Origin of the sequence: Kitasatospora sp. NPDC001309 (genome assembly GCF_042896295.1) — a bacterium.
Taxonomy (GTDB): domain Bacteria; phylum Actinomycetota; class Actinomycetes; order Streptomycetales; family Streptomycetaceae; genus Kitasatospora.
Map to the genome: position 1 here is coordinate 80,713 of NZ_JBIAXC010000031.1, position 16,395 is coordinate 97,107.

Genomic DNA, 16,395 nt, shown 5'->3' on the forward strand with positions numbered 1-16,395 from the left:
GTCCCGATGTCCGAGGACGTCGAGGACCTCAAGGCGGAACTGGCCGCGATGCGCGTCAAGGTGGAAGCCGTCGCGCGCAGCACGGCGGAGGCAACGGGCCGACTCGCCACCGGCAGCGCGGAACCAGAAACAGCACCGGAAGAGCACAACGACCCGCGCTACCCGCCGTTCATCTTCCTCCTCGAAGGCGAGGAACTCTACGCGGAGCTGCGCCTGCTCGCCGAGTGGGTGGAGGGAGTCCTGGTCCCCGGCTGCCTCGGCGAGCCCTCGGCCGAGGCCCGCTGGTGCCATCTCTGGACCGAACACTGGGACGCGGTGGGCGCCCTGCACGCGCTGTGGCTGGCCTGGCAGGAACTCACCGACCCCGCCGTCTGCGGTTACACCGGTCCGAGCACCTGGTACCGCGACCACTACCGCCCCTGCATGGCGGCGCTGCGCGGACCAGGTGGCCCGTTCTCGGGCTGTACCAAGGGCGAGCACCGAATCGAGCACCGGCTACCCGGAACCGTACCGAGCGCCTGGTGCACAACTCAGGACGACAACCGACCCGACGGCTAACGGGTCCTCCGGTGCGCTTGCACGCTGGCCACCTCCCGCGCCAGCTCGGCCGCCCGGTTCGCGGGCATCCGAGCCGGCTCCAGCGGTCGCGCCGGCACCCTCGTGCTCCGGGCGCGCGCCGCGGCGGCCTGCACACGCCGGGTGTCGTAGGAGGGGTCGCCGGTGAAGCCGAGCGTGTTCCGGCGATCGGCGTCGAGAACGGCCCGTCCGAGCGGGTGGCCGACCGCCTCGGCCGCACGGGCGGTCGCGGTCTGCGCGGCCGCGGACGCCTGGCGGGCGCGGTTGTACGCCTCGGTGACCTCGCGGATCTGCTCGGGCGACGCCGGGTACCACCTGGTCCAGCCCTCCTTGATCTGGTCCGAGGGCGCGCTGCCTCTCGGGTTGTGGGCGGGGTCGGAGCTGAGCAGGGCTCCGCGCCGGACCAGCGCCTCCGCGATGCGGGGGACGTGCTCGGCAAGGACCTGGCCCGCAGCGGGAACAGCGTGGACGACGGCCAGCAGGTGCGACGTGTCGGCCGGGGCCCGGATGATCTCGTCCGCGGCCCTGGGGGTGCGCCGACCGCCGTCACGCGGGGTCCAGCCGGAGGAGAAGAGAGTGCGGCCGAGCCGGACCACGGCGAACTCGGCCTCCCGTACGAAGCGAGGGTTCACCGTCGCCGGTGCGCTCCCGAGGCCGGACTTCCAGCCGGCCGCGGCCTGTTGCCAGGCCTGAGCCGCTGTGCGCAGGGCGCCTCCGGCCGTGTCGAGGAGACCGCGGGCCACGGGATCGGCGCTCAGCAGATCTCGGGTGTGAGCGATCAGACGGGCGGTGAGCAGGTGCGCGACCGCGGAGTGGTCGGAGGCGATCGACAGCTCGGCGGTGGTGGCGTCCGGTAGGTTCCGTGACGCCTGCTGCGCCGCGTGGGCGGCGAGCCACTCCAGACCCGCACCGGCGGCCCGGAGCGCTTCCCCCTGCGGTTCTCCCGGCCGGACCGGGGACGGCGGGACGGTCGCGGCAGCCGGAAGGTGGAGAAGGCCGGGAGCCGGCACGGACGGGCGGGGCGAGCTGAGCTGGCGGTGGATGCCGATGGTCGCCTGCTCGATCAGCACCGCGCGTTCCCTGAGCCGGTAGGCCACGGTGTGGCTGCGGACCACCCGACGATCGGGCGGGCACAGCTGGCCGATCCGTACCGCCACCCGCCCAGCAACACTGGCGAGTTCGGCGGTATCCGCGACGATGTGCCGCGCAACCCCACCGCTGTCCAGGTAGGCGGCGTACGGGCTGCGGGCTTCGCCGTCCGGACCGTGATGGCTGGCGAGCAGGTCACCCGCGAGGCGGAGGAATCGTACGGCGTCGGTCAGGTGCGAGGCCGCGGGGTCGGGCTCGGACCAGGCGTAGAAGGACTCGTCCCGCAGCAAGCGCCCGAGGATGTCCATGTTGCTGTGCAGTCGGGAGACGTCGCCCTCCGCGATACCGAGCGGGTCGGGGGCGTGCGGGCCGAAGCGATCGGTGTTGCGGTGGAGCAGTTGGAAGACGTCCGCCAGCGCGCCGCTGCGGGCGGCGTGCTGGCCCGGGGTGCTGCGGCTCTCGGCCTCGGCGAGAGTGAGCGCCGCCAGGGCGTACTCGAGCCTGGATGCCGCGAGCGTGATGAAGTCGCCCCAGGTGACGTCCATCAGCCGACGGGCCCCTGGTCGACCGGCAGGGCGTTGCGCAGCGCTGTGGCCGCGTCGCGGGTGTGGAGGGCGGCCGTGTGGCGGTCCCGCAGCTGCTGGACGTCGTCCGAGGTTCGGGCGAGCGAGTCCAGGGCGTCGGCAAGGGCGGTGAGCCGGCCGACCAGGTCGTGGTCCGCCGCTCGGCCGAGGTCGCCGGGGACGCTGTCGGGCAACGGTAGGTAGATCGTTGCTTCGGTGGCGTAGGAGGCCGCGGCCAGGGCGGCCAGGTGGTCGTAGCGGTCGTCACGCACGGCCAGGTCGGCGAGCGCGTGCGCGGCAACGGCGGTGTTCCTCAGAACGGCAGCGGCTGCCAGCTCGACGCCTTCCGCCGTAGCGGAGTTCGGGGTCATAGTTCGGTCCTCCTCGGGTCGCTGTACGACGTCAGGCAACCACGGGCGGCGGCTCGATGGACGCGGTCACCCTGCCCTGTGGATCGACGCGGGCTGTCGGGTGGTGAAACTCACCGGATCGGGTGAACACAGCGGGCGCACCTCTGACGTGACTCACCTCTGCTTCGGACGACGCCCCTGCTGGACGGCCACTCCATCGGGTCGCAGGTGTGCGGGCTGCTCCCCGACGCCGGCAGCCGACCGCCGTTGTGCCTGACGGCCCGACCTGGCCTTCGCCGCGTCCGCCGAGACACGCCGACCCTGCACAGTCATCGGGCTCGGGCGCTCCAACGCTTCACCCATCCTGCGAAGGTCGGGAACGTCGATGGTGCCGGAGGACGACCTGCTCCGGGGAGCGGACTGCAGAGCGGTGCCCGAGGAGAGCAGTGCCACGGCCGTGGGAAGGCTGGTCCGACTCCGCGCAGAGGTGCCGTAGGCACTCGCCGTCTCGCCGAGGACGAGCAGGGTCGCGGCGGTGGGCAGTGCCCCCTGCCTCCGGCGCAGCAGGTCCGCTCCCTGATGGGCCAGTTGGGCGATTCGCTCGCAGGCGTGGATCGATGCGTTGCGCAGGAACTCGGAAACACGGTGGTCGGCGAGGAGCCGGTGGGCCCACTCGCCTGCCTTCGTCGTGATGTTCCGCCACAGTCGAGCGACCGCTTCCCGCACGATTCGGATCTCTCGCCATTCCCGCAGACCTTGAAGGGCCGGGTGGCTTCGATCGGCAGCGCGGAGTGCCGCGTTGACGGCCTCGGCGCTACGCCCAGCGGTGGAGGAGCCTGTTACGCCCGTCGCCACCGCCGCTTCGGGTGCGGCCGGAGTCGTGGTGATGTGCCGCCATCGGACTTGAAGTGCCTCGACATCGGCTTCCAGGGCCGCCCTCAGATCGTCGACCGAACGGCTGCCCTCGGGCACGATCTCCGTCCAGGCTTCGACCACCTCTCGGAGCTGCGCCTTGAGGTCAGGCAGTCCGGCCTGGTCCGTCGTCTTGACCGGTTCCGAGGAACTGATGCTGTACTGGTCCCACAGCGGCAACTCGTCCGGCTGTGGGGCAAAGTTGGCCATCGAGGCTTCTTGTTGCACTGCGGCCTCGCCATCAGCCCTGGCGCCCGCCAGCCAGTTGCCTGCGAGACCGGCCGCTGCGGCATCCTCCTCAGCGAGCCGGTCCCAGGTCCTCTGACCACTCGTCGGAGGAACGCCGAGGATGATGTCCTCCTGTTCCGCCGGCCGTGGTGAGCGCATTCGCCGTCTCCCTCACGCTCCAGGCACGCGCCGATGCACTCGCAGCAGCGACTACCACCCCTGGTCTAGCACGGCGTGATCCGGTGCCCCGCGATCGACGCGTCCCGCCGATCGCAGTCGTCGACCAGTGCGCCCCCTGTCCGGCACCACGTCACATCGGGGTCCTCCGGGGGAGGCCGGGATGCACCAGGCCTCCCCCGCCTCTACGCGGCAGGCCAGTTGTGGTGCGCCAGGCCGCCGGGGTCGGTGAGGGCTCCGTGGATACCGGCGGCCGGGTAGGGGATCAGTTCCTCGGGCAGGGCGTCCTCGGCGAAGAAGCGCAGATCGAGGCACTTCTCGGGTTCGCGGTTGACGGGCTCGCCCTCCCACTCGGTGGCGACGAAGAACAGGCCGAGGCGCAGCGTGGTGGGGTCCTGGTGGTGCAGGACGGTGTAGGCGAGGCGGAGGTGGTCCGGGTCGACCAGGAGGCCGGTCTCCTCGTCGAGTTCGCGGGCGGCGCCGTGGGCCGGCTTCTCGCCGGGGTCGAGCTTGCCACTGGGGGCGTGCCACTGGCCGTAGCCGTAGGGGCCGCCTCGTTGGGACAGCAGGATCTTGCCGTCGGGGGTGCGGGCGATCACGTGGACGTCGACCACCGGCGGCGGGGTGGTTGTGCTGCTACTCATGCTCTCTCTCACTTCCCTGCGGAGTTTTGGTGTTGATCGCTCGGTCCGGGACTGCTCCCAGGATGGCCTGTGCGGTCTGCTCGGCGGTGAGGTGGGTGGTGTCGATGGTGTGGAGCCGGTAGCCGAGGCGGTTCAGGATCGGGACGGCCTCGGTGTAGAGCCGGAGTTCGCGGGCGGTGGCGGCGGAGTCGAGCTCGAAGCGGTGCCGGGTGCCTCTGACGGCCAGGCGGCGCTGCACGGTGTCCGGGTCGGCGGTGAGGATGACCGCGAGGTCGGGGACGTCGGCGCCCTGGTTGATGGTGAGGAGGAAGTCGACGTCGACGCCGTCGGCACGCTGGAGGACGAGGGTGGAGGCCATCCAGCGGTCCATCAGTACGGTGGTGCCGGCGGCGCGGTGGGGGCGGATGTCGGTGTCGAGTTGGTGGAGGCGGTCGGCGGCGACGGCCAGGGCGAGGGCGCGGCCGCGCATCGTCGCGGCGGCCTGGCGTACTGCGGTGCCGTAGGGGGTGGTCGAGGGGCCGGTGGCGGTGTGGACGGTGTGTCCGGACGCGGCGAGAGCGCGGGCGGTGGCGGCGACGGCGGTGGACTTGCCCAGTCCGCTGGGCCCGTCGACGCTGATCAGCAGGCCGCTCATGTCCTGACCTCCTGACGGGTGCTGGTGGTGCGGTGGTGCTGTTCGCGGGAGATGTCGGCGAGCCAGCCGTGGAGCTGGGCGAGGGGGACGTCGCCGAACTGCTGGCCGGTGCCGAAGTTGAACTCGTCACGGCCGCGCATCGCCTCGTCGGCGCCATGGTCGGTGAGGTCGATGTCCTGGTAGGTCTGCAGGGCCTCGGGGTCGTGGCCCTGCTGGACGAGGCGCTGGAAGACGGGGCTGCCGGGGTAGGGACGGAAGGTGAAGGCGGAGGCCCGGAAGGTGCCCTCCGAGCGGTCCGAGAGGGCCCAGAGTTCGCGGATGTGGGCGAGGGTGGCGAGCGCGTCGTCCCGGGTCTCGCCGGGGTAGCCGAGGATGAAGTAGCCCTTGACGCCGACGCCGCGTTCCAGGAGTCGACGGGTGATGTCGAGGGTCATCTCGGGCGTGATCCGCTTGTCCATCGCCCGCAGGATCCGCGGGGAGCCGGACTCGATGCCGAGCGCGACCTCGCGCAGTCCGTTGGCGCGCAGCTGTTCCAGGACGGTGTCGTCCTCGCGGTCGAGGACGTTGATCCGCCCGGTGGCGTCCCAGACGTACTTCTCACCGATGCGTTCGGCGGCGAAGGCCTCCAGGGCGGGGTGGATGATGCGGCGCGCGCCGAGGAACAGGTCGTCGACGGCCCTGAACGCGGTGCAGCCGTACAGGTCGTGGAGCTGGTGCATCTCGGCGATGATGTTCTCGGGGGTACGGGTACGGATGCTGACCTCGGGGTTCATGGAAGCGGCCGCGCCGCAGAAGCCGCACTCGTAGGGGCAGCCGCGCGAGCAGACGAGGTTGGCCTCCCAGCGACCGTCGTCGGCCTGGAACGGGTCCTGGGTGAGGTAGCGGCGGTCGAGGAGGAGCGAGTTGATGTCGGGGGCGAGCCAGCGGGCGGTGTCACCGTTCCGTGGGATGCCGGTGGCGGTGGTGCCGAGGAGGCGGTCGCGCCACATCACCTTCGGCAGCTCCCGGCGGCGGTGGACGTCGCCGAGGAGCGCGGTGACCCGGGTCTCGCCCTCGCCGACCAGCAGGGCATCCAGCCGCGCGAACCGCGGATCGGCGAGCACACGTTGCGGGTCGGCCTTGGCGTGGTGGCCGCCGGCCATCAGGGAGATCACCGGGTCGAGCCCGGCCGCGATCCTCGCCGTGAGGTCGTAGGTCGGGGCGAGGAGGTTGAAGCCCACCCAGCGCGGCCTCAGTTCGTTGATGAGGTCGGTGGTGTCCTGGACGCCGAGTCCGTGGGCCTCGGCGTCCAGGATGCCGACGTTGAAGCCGTGCTGGGCGGCGTGGGTGGCGAGGTAGCCCATGCCGAGGACGGGCAGGGTGTAGTCGTTGACGCGCGGGCGCAGGTCGTAGTCGCGCAGCGGGGCGTTGACGAACAGGCAGTCGAGGATCCGGTGCGGGTCGGCACCGGCGACCGGGTCACGGGTGGTGCCGGTCCGATCCTTCGAGCTGGTCGGTGCGGGCATGGGCCCCCCAGGTGAGTGTCGACAGGGTCAGGGTGTGGAGGTGGCGCGGGTCGTGGCCGGCCAGGTGGTGCCAGTGCGCGCCGAACAGGGCCTCGGTCTTCTTCGGCTTGTCGGCGGCGGGCCAGGGGTGGTCGGGGGCGATGCGGGCGACCCAGGTGCGGACCGCGAGGTCGGCGTGCGGGTAGACCGAGAAGTCGCCGGTGAAGTCCGCGGCGGCCGCGGCCGCCGTCCAGGGGCCGATCCTCGGCACGCTCACGAGTGCGGCGACCAGGGCTGCGGCGTCCAACTGCTCCCAGCGGGAGCGGTGTTCGAGGTAGGCGGTGGCGGCCGCGCGCAGCGCGGTGCGGTGGAAGGTCGTGCCGACGTCGGCGAACTGCTCGTCGGTGAGGGTGAGCACTGCGTCAGGCCCGGGTGCTGTGTGGTGGGTGCAGCCGTGGGCGGGCAGCTCGGTGCCGTGGACGGCGCACCAGGTGCGGTAGAGCTTGCGGGCCTGGTCGGCGCGGACGACCTGGCGCAGGATCGCGGTGGTGATCGCGTCCCACAACCAGGGGTTGGCCACGCGCACGCTCGACCCGAGGGCGTGCAGCCCGCTGCGCAGGGCGGTCGGCACGGCGTCGGGCAGGTCGCCCGGGTCGGTGGTCACGACGGCGGGCTCGTGGTCCTCCGCACCGTCCACACGGGCCAGGCCGAGGCCTGCCGGGGTGAGCGTGGCCAGCCACCGGCCGCCGGCGGTGCGCAGGGGGCGGTGCCAGTGGCCGGTGGTGGTGTTGCGCTGCCAGGCGGGGTGATCGGTCGTCAGGACGGCGTGCACGGGTGGCTCCTCGCCTCGGGTGGCGTTCGTGGTGCCCCAGCTTGCCAAGCCGGGAAGGGCGCCGTCGGGCACGGCTGCTGCTCACCGGTTGCCGCGCGGCAGGGGCTCGATGACTCCGTCCGCCGCGAGGGCCTGGTACAGGGCGTGGTGTTCGGCGTCGGTCATGGGGCGCGAGTGCACGGGCGGGGCGCCGTCGGCAGGCCGGGGCCACGAATCGACGGGTGGGATGAGGTCGGTGGCGGCGTGGGCGGTGGCCGTGTAGGGGCCGCGGAGCATCAGGGTAGTGGTGTCGGGGCGCATGAGGGCCTGGTGCGCGAGGGCGGTGCCCAGCGTGTAGGAGCTTCCCGGCAGTTCGGTGGTGGTGACGGCCGGACACAGCTGGTCGGCGGTGAAGGGGCCGGTGTCGCGGCCGTCGGTGCGGGTGGAGACGGTGTGGAGGTAGCCGCCGGTGAGGACGCGGGCCCCGAAGGCGTAGCCGTGGGTGTGCGGAAGGCGCTGGTTGGCGGGTCGGGGGTTGGTGTTGAGGCGGATCTCGAAGCCGCGCCAGGTGTCCAGGGCCAGGACGACGCGGTCCAGGAGCAGGGTGGTGCGGCTGGCCTCGAAGCGCTCGTAGTCGAGGACGGCGGTGGTGGTCAGGTAGGACAGGGTGCTCTTGTGGACGGCGAGGTGGTGGAGGGCGTCCTGCTGGGCGTGGAGCTGCGCCAGGGTGGCGTGGTGCAGGTAGGGGATGTCCTGGAGGCTGGTGCCGGGCCTGCGGCAGTCGTGGGGCTCGGGGCGGGAGAGGCGGGTGCGGGCCTCCTTCACGGCGACCTGGTACTCGGCGGGGGTGAGCGGTCGGGAGTCGGGGGCGGCGAGGGGGTGGTGGGTGAGGACGAGCTGGACGCTGTGGGCGGGGGCGGTCAGTTCGGTGGTGGCACCGGTGTGGATGGCGCAGAGCTGGCCGGGGTTGAGGCTGCGCAGGTACTGGGGTCGGCGCTGGTCGGCGTCGTCCTGGTGGCGGGACAGGGCCAGGTCCAGGGTTCCCGTGAGGGGGAACAGGAGGGCGGTGTGGTCTGCGGCCCGGGGCGGGGTGGGGGTGCCGTCGGGCAGGCACAGGTGGAGGGCGGGCTGGTCCTGGTGGGCGTGGGCGAGGAGCAGCTGGGTGTGGCCGGGGACGGTGTGGGAGGCGGTGGCGAGGGCGTGGGGGTCGGCGTGGTCGAGGAGGTGGAGGAGTTGGGTGGTCACGGGGGTGAGCCAGCCGTCGGTGATCAGCCGTTCCGGGACGGGGATGGTGCCCGGGTCCTGAGTGAGCAGGTCGGCGGCCGGTGGTAGGAGGAGTTCGGCCCGGGTGCCGTCCGACAGGGTGAAGATCATGGTTGCTTCTCTCGTTCAGTGGCGGCCGGTCGGCGGAGCCGCGGGCTGCGGGGACGGCTCGGGCTGGAAGGTCATCGCCGTCCCCAGGTCCAGGGAGGCCGGTGGGCGCCGCGCAGGCAGGCCACCTGGTGGGCGGCCTGCCTGCGCAGATGCGTGTCGAGGTGGGCGCGCCGCACGGTGTCCGTCACGGCGGTGAGCACGACGACGTCCCGCACGGTCTGGTAGTCCGGCCAGGCCCCGATCTGGCCGTAGGGCGGGGCAAGGGCTGCGCGACTGTAGGCGGTGTAGGCCGCGGTGTACGCGTGGAGGTCGTCGCGGTGGCCGCGCAGCAACTCGGTGTGCCAGCGGGCGGCGACGAGGTCCCACTCCCGGTGTCCGTACCGCAACGGGTACTGCGGGAACAGCCGGGGGTGCGAACCGTCGCCGTAGCAGGGGGCGATGGCGCGTGCGCCGAGGATGACCGTGGACGGCGTCGGCCATTCGGCGCGCTCCCACTCCTCGCGCAGCTCGGCGGCGCGTTCGCGCAGGAACCACTGGCTCGCGTCGTCCAGCGCGACGTCGTCCAGGCCGTCCAGCAGCCCCTCAAACGGGTCGTGGTCCTCCAGCCACAGGGCCGCGCCGGGCCGGATCCGGTGCACGGCTGCGGTGAGCCGCGCGCTCGCGGCGACGTCGCGCAGCGGGTGCCCGGGGCTGCGCCAGAAGGTGACCGCGCGTCCGTGGGCGATCCGGACCTGGTCGTAGTCCGGGGCCACGGCGGCCACCCGGTGCTCGTGGAGCAGCCGGGCACCGCGCAGCAGGGCCCCTGCCTCGTCCGCGTCGGCATGCACGAGGGCGAGCGCCCTGGAGGCGGGCAACCACCAGGCGTGGTGCGGGTGTTCGCCGACCAGCTCGGCCTGGGAGGGGTTGTCGCCGGTGTCGGTGCAGACCTGGGTCAGGGCCGCGTAGGCGGCCGCGACCTCGTGCCTGCGGCCCTCACTGGTGATCCTGGTCAGCGTTCTGGTGCGCGGTCCGACGCTCACGGCGCAGTCCTCCGGTACGAAGTCGATGGGCGGGTGGGGTGGTTACGCCGCCGGTATCCGGTCGAGCTCAGGCTGCTGACCGGGCCGCACACCGACGGCGGACCGGGGCCGCCAAACCCGCACGGCGGCGCCGGTGCACAGCACCACGACCTGCGACTCGACCTGCCTACCCGCGACCGATGCGGGGACGGGCCGCGCCGCCTCGGGCAGGTCGAGTTCGGCCCACACCACCTTGCCGTCCGGCCCCTCATCGACGCCGAACCGGTCGACCACCCCGGCCACCAGCAGCAGACCCCTGCCGCTGGTGGCGCCCTCCCCCGCCTTCCGGGACTCGGGCCTACCGGGCCCGGGGTCGGCGACGGACATCCGCAGCACCCCGGTCGGGGAGAGGCGCAGAGCGGCAGTCAGCTCCACGTCCGACCGGCCCCCGTCGCAGCCGTGCACCACGGCGTTGGCCGCGATCTCGGACATCACCAACTGGACGTCGTCCACCAACGGATCGTCCAGGCGCAGGCCGAGCTCCGGCAGCTGCGCCCCCACCCAGCGGCGAACGACGCCGATCCGAGCCAGTTCGGCGGGGAACGTCACCGTGGTGGTTCGTGATGTCGGCTTCATTGGGGCGCCTCACTTCCAGAGGACCAGGGCAATAGTGGAGGCAGCCCGTACGGCTGCCTCTGCCAAGGCACCTCGACTCGACCGGAATCGGATTCGCAGCAGCGCGACCATCCAAGGCTCCTGCCAGTTCCGCAGGTTGACGGTACGTTCGGCTGCGTCGAGGCGCACAATCAGTTCAACACCGAAGCAGTGGCTCTCGGTACACTCGTCACCACGGAAAGTGGTTTACAGGGTTAACAGCCAAGACCGGGATGTGACTCATGACGACATCCAGCACTGCTCTTCAGCACTTCATCAGCAGCTACGGATTGAAGCTGGAGGTCGTGGCCCGCGCCCACCGCGAGCAAGCCGCGCTCAACGGTGACCTTGATACCCGCACGAGCAAGGCGACCGTGTCGCTGTGGTGTGGTGGCCAACGGCGCCCGAGGGGGCGCAACCCCGAATACCTGGCACAGGCACTGAGCAAGATCGTCGGGCGTTTGGTCACACTGGACGAGATCGGGTACGGCGATGCTCAACCGCAGGAGCTGCCGACACTGGCCACCGACCCGGTCGCCGCTACCGCTGACTTGGGAAGGGCCATGATGGACATCAGCCGCCGCGACTTTCTTCAACGGGCCGTCTACGTCTCCTCAGCCGTCGCTCTGCCGCTGAGCTACGACCACGAAGCCGTCGCCCGTACGCTGCGTGCCCGCCAGCCCGGCGCCCGGGTGGGAAAGGCCGAAGTGGCAGCCGTCCGGAACACCGTCCAGGCATTCAGGGCCGCCGACGAACAGCTGGGAGGTGGCCACGGGCTGTCTTCCGCCACCTTCTACCTCACCGACGCCGCCGCGCCCATGCTCAGCGGCCGCTACAGTGACCCGGCCGTACGCCTCGACGCCTTCAACGCCGTCGCCGAACTGGCTTACCTGCTCGCATGGAAGCACCATGACCTCAACCAGGAGGGCGCCGCTCAGCGCTACTACCTCCTCGGCTACCAGCTCGCGTGCGTGGCCGACTTCCACGGTCACGGCGCGTGGATGATGCGAGCCCTCGCCCACCAGGCACTCAACCTGAAACAGCCTCAGCACTGCGTCGACCTCGCCGAGGAGGCCCTCCGCCGGTCGGCCGGCCGCATCGACCCTCAGACCCGGGCACTGCTGCTCATCACCAGCGCCCGCGCCTACGGGGCCACCCGCCAGGGCGAAAAGGCCGCAGCCGCCCTGCTCTCCGCCGAAGACGCCCTGGCCCGTACCGACGACCCGGTTGCCGACTACGCTCTGGCGGCCGGGCCGGCAGGCGCCACCATCAGCTCCCACACCGGCAAAACGCTCGCAGAGCTCGGCGACCACAAGAACGCGGAGAAGCACCGCCGCAATGCGCTCGCAGGCCGCGACCCCGACCAGTTTCGGCGCATCCACGCACTCACCACGGATGAGCTGGCGGGCACCCTCGACAAACAAGGCCGAATGGACGAGGCCGTATCCGCCTGGGGCGCCGCGCTCGACCTGATGGACGGCATCACCTCCGCCCGCAACACCGACTCCATCAAGGCCATGCGCACCACCTTGCGGCGCTACCAGGCCCGCGGGGTACCCGGCGCTGCCGCTCTGTCCGAACGGGCCCGACAGGCCCTTGTAGCCTGATCCACTGACCTGGCGCGGTCCGTTCACAGGAGGGGAAACACAGTGACCGAAGTCTTCACCGTGGAGGCACTCGGGTACGTGGTAGGGGGCCGCACCGAGCCCACCGACGACTACTGGGGAGGTACCCGCGCCGTCATCCGGCTCGACGGCGACCGCTTCCCACCGGAGGCCACGAAGGGGCTGGAGGCGTTCTCCCACCTCGACGTCATCTTCCGCTTCCACCTCACCGACCCGACCGACCTGAACTTCGGCGCCCGCCGCCCACGCGACAACCCGCAGTGGCCCGAGGTCGGCGTCTTCGGCCACCGGAACATGCGGCGCGTCAACTGGCTCGGCTCCTCCCGCTGCCGCCTCCTCAAGGTCGACGGCCTGGACCTGCACGTGGAGGACCTGGACGCCGTCGACGGCACGCCGATCCTCGAGGTCAAGCCCTGGTTCGACGAGTTCGGCCCCCGCGGCGACACCCACCAGCCCTCCTGGACCACCGAGATGCTCCACGAGTACTTCGCCCCTGGCCCCACCACGCCCTGATCGAAACCTCCGGAGACTGTTTCCTCGCGTCGACGGGTAGTGGCGCGAGGAAACGACCCAGGGAATCCCCATGACGACAGTGCTTCGCCGCTATGGGGCCGACCGACTTCCGCCGACCACGCCCAACTGCTCATCGACGTCCACGCCGATGCCTATCGCGACCAGGCCGGCGGTGGGCATCGCCGGGCAGGCCCACGAGGCACTGCCGTCCCAACGCGCCGAAGCGCTGGCTGTGCTCTACGTCGACGTCGCCCACCCCCGGGTCCAGGACATGTACGAGCGGTGGTCGTACGAGAAGGTCGGCGAGCACCGACCGTTCGAGGGCGCTCCGCTCTACGCTGTCATGATTCGCACCCTCCGCTGAGCCCCCGGGTCCGCCCCCAGGCTCGCCCTGCGCGCCAACGGCTGCCTTTCCGGGCGGCTCGACGGCTCTGGGTCCACTCGGTGTTCGGGCGCCCGAGCACTGACCTCAGCGTCCGCGAGGATCGAATGCACCGCCGTCCCGGAACCGCACCTGTCGCTCCCTCGTGACCGGGTGGTCGCTGACGAATGGAGACAGCGAGTTAGTGGTTGTTGTGACATCAGCTGTCGAGCGGCATGCGGGAACCGGCATCTCTGCGCGCCGTCACGGTGGCGGCGGGGGCCAGGGCCGTGCGCCGAAGGAGCGCGGGCTCTCGACCTCGTGACGCCCTGTCGGCCGGTAATGCTCAAGGCCTGCGGATCGGTTCCGGGAGGGACGCGAGGTGCGCCGATCCGTGGAAAGCGGGTGGGTCACAGCCGTCCCTGCGCCGGATGTGCAGATGGCCGTCGAGGGGGGAAGGCGGGCGGTGCCGCGAGCAGGATGCGGTCGAATGCGTACCGGCTCTTCTGTGCGACCCGGCACGAGACGGAGTTGTCCACCTGATGCAGGAGTTCCAGCTGCGCCAGCCCGCCGTTCCCGAAGGTGGCGAAGGCCCCGCCGGTGAGGGCCTCAAGGGCGCGGGGCGCCACGCTCCGCCCGCACGCATGCACCGCGGTCCAATAGCCCACCTCGGCCGAGGGCTTGCCGGAGGCGACGCCTTTGAGGGCCGTCGGCGTCACGATTTCGCGATCGGAGTGGAATCGAATGGCCTTGACCGTGAGACTGGCCCGCCGAACCGGCTCGCCGATCGAGTGAGGCGTGTCGCCGTCCATTCCCCTTGCCTGGCGTCTCCCCCGACGGGAGATTCAAGCCCCCCTTCGCCTGCGCCTTCGAGGGGCCCGGGATCAGCCGAAGTGCCGGACGGTGGTCGGGTCGGCGGGGGCGTACGGGGGCCAGTGCTCGGCGGGGGGACGCCCGGTGGCGGCGAAGGTGGCCACGGCGTGGGAGAAGGCGTGGCCGAGGGTGCGGGCGGCGGGGGTGGCGTCGCCGAGCATGGAGCTGTCGGGGTAGGCGTCGAAGGTGGTGAAGAGGTAGGGGAGTTCGGCGCAGTGGGTGGCGCCCAGGCGGGCCGGGTCCGGGGTCGGGGTGCGGTCGAAGCGGTAGACGTAGGTGGGGTGGCCGGCCGCGGCGTGGTGGTCGGCGATGGCGAGGGTCCGGTCACGGAACTGGAGTCCGGTGGCGACCTCGGTGAGGATGTCGCCCGGCGTCCGTGGAACGGTGGCGGCCGTGCGGTCGTAACGTTCGGCGCCGTCCTCCGCCAGGGTCGCCGCGATCGCGCGGGCCCGCTCGGCGGTGGCGGTGCGGACGGCCGGGTCGAAGGCGTAGAACGCCGTCATCTCGTCCCGGGTGGTGCCGGTCAGCAGCTGCTTGCCGTCCAGGCGGCCGTCGGCCAGGGCCTGCTGCCAGGTCACCGGCAGGCCGTAGCCGCCGAGGACGGGGTACATCGGCGGAGCAACCTTGCCCGGGCGGGCGACGTCCCGGGCGAGTTGCCCGTAGGCGGTGAGCAGCTGCCCGGGCGGGACGGCGCGCAGCGCGGCCAGCGGGTCGGGGCGGCGGTCCAGGCCGAGGATCCCGAGGAAGCGGCGGGCGTGGTCGGCGGCTTCGCCGGGGTCCTGCGGGGGGAGGCCGAACGGGCCGCTCTGGGTGACGACCCGTGCGATCCACGGGCCGGTCTGCGGTGCGAGGGCGAGGTGGAGGGCGGAGTAGGCGCCGGCGGACTGGCCGCCGACGGTGAGCAGTTCCGGGTCCCCGCCGAAGCCGGCGATGTTGTGCCGCACCCAGGCGAGGGCGGCGGCCTGGTCGCGCACCCCGAGGTTGTCGCTGCCGAGCTCCGGGAGGTGGAGGTAACCGAGCGGTCCGAGGCGGTAGTTGGCGGTGACGACGACGAGGCCTCCGGCGGCGGCGAGGTGCCGGCCGTCGTACCAGTCCCAGCCGCCGGATCCGCTGCTGAACCCGCCGCCGTGGAACCAGACCAGGACCGGGCGGCCGCCCGGGGCGGACCCCTCGGCGGGAGGGCCGGACGGACCCGGCGGCTCCGGCGACCACACGTTGAGGGTGAGGCAGCCGTCCTCGTCCCAGTCGGGGGCGCGCCACCCCATCACCGCTTCGAGCCGGGACGGCCCCTGGGGCACGGCCGGCCCCGGACGGGCGGCGTCCCGGACGCCCGGCCAGCCCGGGTGCGGTCCGGGCGCGGCGAAGCGCCGCTCCCCCACCGGGGAGGCCGCGTACGGAATGCCCCGGAACGCGGCCACGCCGCCCTCCACGACGCCCCGCAAGCTGCCCGACCCGGTCACGACGACGGGGCGTTCCTGCACGGCCATCGCTGCCACCTCTCCTTCGCCATCGCCCTGCGGTTCCCTGGCGTCCGCACGTCCGATCGGCGTCTCGCCCGTCCCTCCAGTCAATCGCGCGGCAGGCGCCGCCACCGGGAATCGGGAAAGTCGGGACGTGAGGGAGGTCGGGAACCCGGCGCGTGGGTGTCGTCGCGGCAACTGCCGCTCCGTGCGCCAGGATCGTGGTCCCGGCTCCTGGAACTCCGTCGGGCCCGACACGAAAGGCTCTTGAGGATGGCGATCGACGACGAGGTCAGGGCGGTCGCGTGGAAGTCGGGTGCGGTGGCGCTCGTGGTCGCGGCCGTCCAGTACGTGGTCGCCGAGGCCATGGCGGTCTCCGCCTGGCGGGACCCGGTCTACGACTACGCGCACAACTTCATCAGCGATCTGGGTGTGCCCTCCTGCGGCGGGGTGCTGCAGGGCCGGACGATCTGCTCGCCGCTGAACGGGGTGATGAACGCCGGGTTCATCGCGCAGGGTCTGCTGTTCGTCGCCGCGGCCCTGGTCCTGCAGCACCTGCTGCCGGGGTGGTTGCGCTGGGCGTACCTGGTCCTGGCCGTGGTCCACGGGGTGGGGATCGTCCTGGTCGGACTGGTGCACGGTTCGCCGGAGGCGGACCGGGACGGGTCGATGGCCTGGCACGGCCTGGGTGCGGGCATGGCGATCATCGGCGGCAACCTGCTGGCGGTGGTGGTGGGCGGGCACCTGGTGCGCAGCGGCCGGGCCCGGTGGCCGGGTCGGGCGGTCCTCGGGTGCGGCGCGGTCGGGCTGGTGTGCGCCGTCGTCCTGCTCACGATGATGCCGACGGATCCGGTCCCGTACCACGCGGCCGTGTTCGAGCGCGGCTCGGTCTACTCGATCACGGCCGCCGAGCTGATCGCCGGGGCCACGGTCCTGCGCGCGCTGCGCGGCCTGCGCGGACTGCACGGCCTGCACGGGCCGGGCTCCGGAGCGCCCCAGCCCGTCGGGACCGCCGACTGACGCACCGGCCGCCGAAGTTCCCGTGAGCGGGAGGCAACCGATCAGCGGG

The 16,395-nt window shown here is 72.2% G+C and carries 16 protein-coding genes and 1 pseudogene; 5 read left to right on the top strand and 12 right to left on the bottom strand.

Features of this window, described 5'->3' with window-relative positions:
* Nucleotides 1-6: 6 nt before the first annotated feature.
* Nucleotides 7-558 carry a DUF4913 domain-containing protein gene (locus tag ACFY2K_RS27950; RefSeq protein WP_380592394.1) on the top strand — a complete coding sequence of 184 codons (552 nt, stop codon included), beginning with the start codon at nt 7-9 and terminating at the stop codon, nt 556-558.
* Here ACFY2K_RS27950 and ACFY2K_RS27955 read toward each other — a convergent pair.
* The 10 genes from ACFY2K_RS27955 to ACFY2K_RS28000 all read right to left on the bottom strand — a co-directional run bounded on the left by ACFY2K_RS27955 (nt 555) and on the right by ACFY2K_RS28000 (nt 10,449).
* Complete coding sequence (locus tag ACFY2K_RS27955) at nt 555-2,210, bottom strand: hypothetical protein (RefSeq protein ID WP_387715016.1); 1,656 nt, start codon at nt 2,208-2,210, stop codon at nt 555-557. The two genes, ACFY2K_RS27950 and ACFY2K_RS27955, sit on opposite strands and share 4 nt — an antisense overlap.
* Entirely contained in the window at nt 2,210-2,599 is a 390-nt protein-coding gene (locus tag ACFY2K_RS27960; RefSeq protein ID WP_387715019.1) for a hypothetical protein, read from the bottom strand. Before ACFY2K_RS27960 ends, ACFY2K_RS27955 begins: the two co-directional genes overlap by 1 nt.
* Before the next feature lie 153 nt (nt 2,600-2,752).
* Complete coding sequence (locus ACFY2K_RS27965) at nt 2,753-3,877, bottom strand: hypothetical protein (protein WP_387715022.1); 1,125 nt, start codon at nt 3,875-3,877, stop codon at nt 2,753-2,755.
* A gap of 203 nt (nt 3,878-4,080) precedes the next feature.
* Nucleotides 4,081-4,539 carry an NUDIX domain-containing protein gene (locus ACFY2K_RS27970; RefSeq protein ID WP_380521718.1) on the bottom strand — a complete coding sequence of 153 codons (459 nt, stop codon included), beginning with the start codon at nt 4,537-4,539 and terminating at the stop codon, nt 4,081-4,083.
* On the bottom strand, nt 4,532-5,173 hold the full coding sequence (locus ACFY2K_RS27975) for a dTMP kinase (RefSeq protein WP_387715025.1): 642 nt from the start codon (nt 5,171-5,173) through the stop codon (nt 4,532-4,534). Before ACFY2K_RS27975 ends, ACFY2K_RS27970 begins: the two co-directional genes overlap by 8 nt.
* Entirely contained in the window at nt 5,170-6,678 is a 1,509-nt protein-coding gene (locus tag ACFY2K_RS27980; RefSeq protein ID WP_380521712.1) for a B12-binding domain-containing radical SAM protein, read from the bottom strand. Before ACFY2K_RS27980 ends, ACFY2K_RS27975 begins: the two co-directional genes overlap by 4 nt.
* Nucleotides 6,632-7,489: a hypothetical protein gene (locus ACFY2K_RS27985; RefSeq protein WP_380592390.1), complete on the bottom strand. Its 858-nt coding sequence runs from the start codon at nt 7,487-7,489 to the stop codon at nt 6,632-6,634. The genes ACFY2K_RS27980 and ACFY2K_RS27985 overlap by 47 nt, the downstream gene beginning before the upstream one ends.
* Before the next feature lie 81 nt (nt 7,490-7,570).
* Nucleotides 7,571-8,842 carry a hypothetical protein gene (locus tag ACFY2K_RS27990; protein ID WP_380592388.1) on the bottom strand — a complete coding sequence of 424 codons (1,272 nt, stop codon included), beginning with the start codon at nt 8,840-8,842 and terminating at the stop codon, nt 7,571-7,573.
* Nucleotides 8,843-8,913: 71 nt separating this feature from the next.
* Nucleotides 8,914-9,861, bottom strand: coding sequence for a hypothetical protein (locus tag ACFY2K_RS27995; protein ID WP_380521705.1), 948 nt, complete (start codon nt 9,859-9,861; stop codon nt 8,914-8,916).
* A 42-nt stretch (nt 9,862-9,903) separates the two neighbouring features.
* Nucleotides 9,904-10,449 carry an ATP-binding protein gene (locus ACFY2K_RS28000; protein ID WP_380592386.1) on the bottom strand — a complete coding sequence of 182 codons (546 nt, stop codon included), beginning with the start codon at nt 10,447-10,449 and terminating at the stop codon, nt 9,904-9,906.
* A 287-nt stretch (nt 10,450-10,736) separates the two neighbouring features.
* Between ACFY2K_RS28000 and ACFY2K_RS28005 the strand changes: the two genes are divergently transcribed.
* The 3 genes from ACFY2K_RS28005 (at nt 10,737) to ACFY2K_RS28015 (ending at nt 12,996) form a co-directional block, all read left to right on the top strand.
* A complete protein-coding gene (locus ACFY2K_RS28005) occupies nt 10,737-12,101 on the top strand; it encodes a tetratricopeptide repeat protein (protein ID WP_380521701.1) in 1,365 nt (454 codons plus the stop codon).
* 42 nt (nt 12,102-12,143) lie between these two features.
* Nucleotides 12,144-12,632: a TrmO family methyltransferase gene (locus tag ACFY2K_RS28010; protein ID WP_380521699.1), complete on the top strand. Its 489-nt coding sequence runs from the start codon at nt 12,144-12,146 to the stop codon at nt 12,630-12,632.
* Between the two features lie 148 nt (nt 12,633-12,780).
* Nucleotides 12,781-12,996 (top strand): acetyltransferase, encoded by a 216-nt coding sequence (locus tag ACFY2K_RS28015; protein WP_380521696.1) that lies wholly within the window; start codon nt 12,781-12,783, stop codon nt 12,994-12,996.
* Between the two features lie 343 nt (nt 12,997-13,339).
* On the opposite strand, the pseudogene ACFY2K_RS28020 reads toward ACFY2K_RS28015, so the two are convergent.
* Together ACFY2K_RS28020 and ACFY2K_RS28025 are read right to left on the bottom strand one after the other, a co-directional pair.
* Nucleotides 13,340-13,697, bottom strand: a pseudogene (locus ACFY2K_RS28020) (GNAT family N-acetyltransferase); the annotation flags it as partial.
* Between the two features lie 180 nt (nt 13,698-13,877).
* Nucleotides 13,878-15,353, bottom strand: a complete 1,476-nt coding sequence (locus ACFY2K_RS28025) for a carboxylesterase/lipase family protein (protein ID WP_387715032.1) — start codon at nt 15,351-15,353, stop codon at nt 13,878-13,880.
* Nucleotides 15,354-15,599: 246 nt separating this feature from the next.
* Between ACFY2K_RS28025 and ACFY2K_RS28030 the strand changes: the two genes are divergently transcribed.
* Entirely contained in the window at nt 15,600-16,346 is a 747-nt protein-coding gene (locus ACFY2K_RS28030; protein WP_387715035.1) for a DUF998 domain-containing protein, read from the top strand.
* Nucleotides 16,347-16,395 lie beyond the last annotated feature (49 nt).

Coding starts and splice junctions, on each gene's coding strand:
- ACFY2K_RS27960 (WP_387715019.1), bottom strand. CDS start 2,599: ATGACCCCGAACTCCGCTACGGCGGAAGGCGTCGAGCTGGCAGCCGCT.
- ACFY2K_RS28025 (WP_387715032.1), bottom strand. CDS start 15,353: ATGGCCGTGCAGGAACGCCCCGTCGTCGTGACCGGGTCGGGCAGCTTG.
- ACFY2K_RS28005 (WP_380521701.1), top strand. CDS start 10,737: ATGACGACATCCAGCACTGCTCTTCAGCACTTCATCAGCAGCTACGGA.
- ACFY2K_RS27980 (WP_380521712.1), bottom strand. CDS start 6,678: ATGCCCGCACCGACCAGCTCGAAGGATCGGACCGGCACCACCCGTGAC.
- ACFY2K_RS27950 (WP_380592394.1), top strand. CDS start 7: ATGTCCGAGGACGTCGAGGACCTCAAGGCGGAACTGGCCGCGATGCGC.
- ACFY2K_RS27970 (WP_380521718.1), bottom strand. CDS start 4,539: ATGAGTAGCAGCACAACCACCCCGCCGCCGGTGGTCGACGTCCACGTG.
- ACFY2K_RS27965 (WP_387715022.1), bottom strand. CDS start 3,877: ATGCGCTCACCACGGCCGGCGGAACAGGAGGACATCATCCTCGGCGTT.
- ACFY2K_RS27955 (WP_387715016.1), bottom strand. CDS start 2,210: ATGGACGTCACCTGGGGCGACTTCATCACGCTCGCGGCATCCAGGCTC.
- ACFY2K_RS27990 (WP_380592388.1), bottom strand. CDS start 8,842: ATGATCTTCACCCTGTCGGACGGCACCCGGGCCGAACTCCTCCTACCA.
- ACFY2K_RS27975 (WP_387715025.1), bottom strand. CDS start 5,173: ATGAGCGGCCTGCTGATCAGCGTCGACGGGCCCAGCGGACTGGGCAAG.
- ACFY2K_RS28030 (WP_387715035.1), top strand. CDS start 15,600: ATGGCGATCGACGACGAGGTCAGGGCGGTCGCGTGGAAGTCGGGTGCG.
- ACFY2K_RS28015 (WP_380521696.1), top strand. CDS start 12,781: ATGCCTATCGCGACCAGGCCGGCGGTGGGCATCGCCGGGCAGGCCCAC.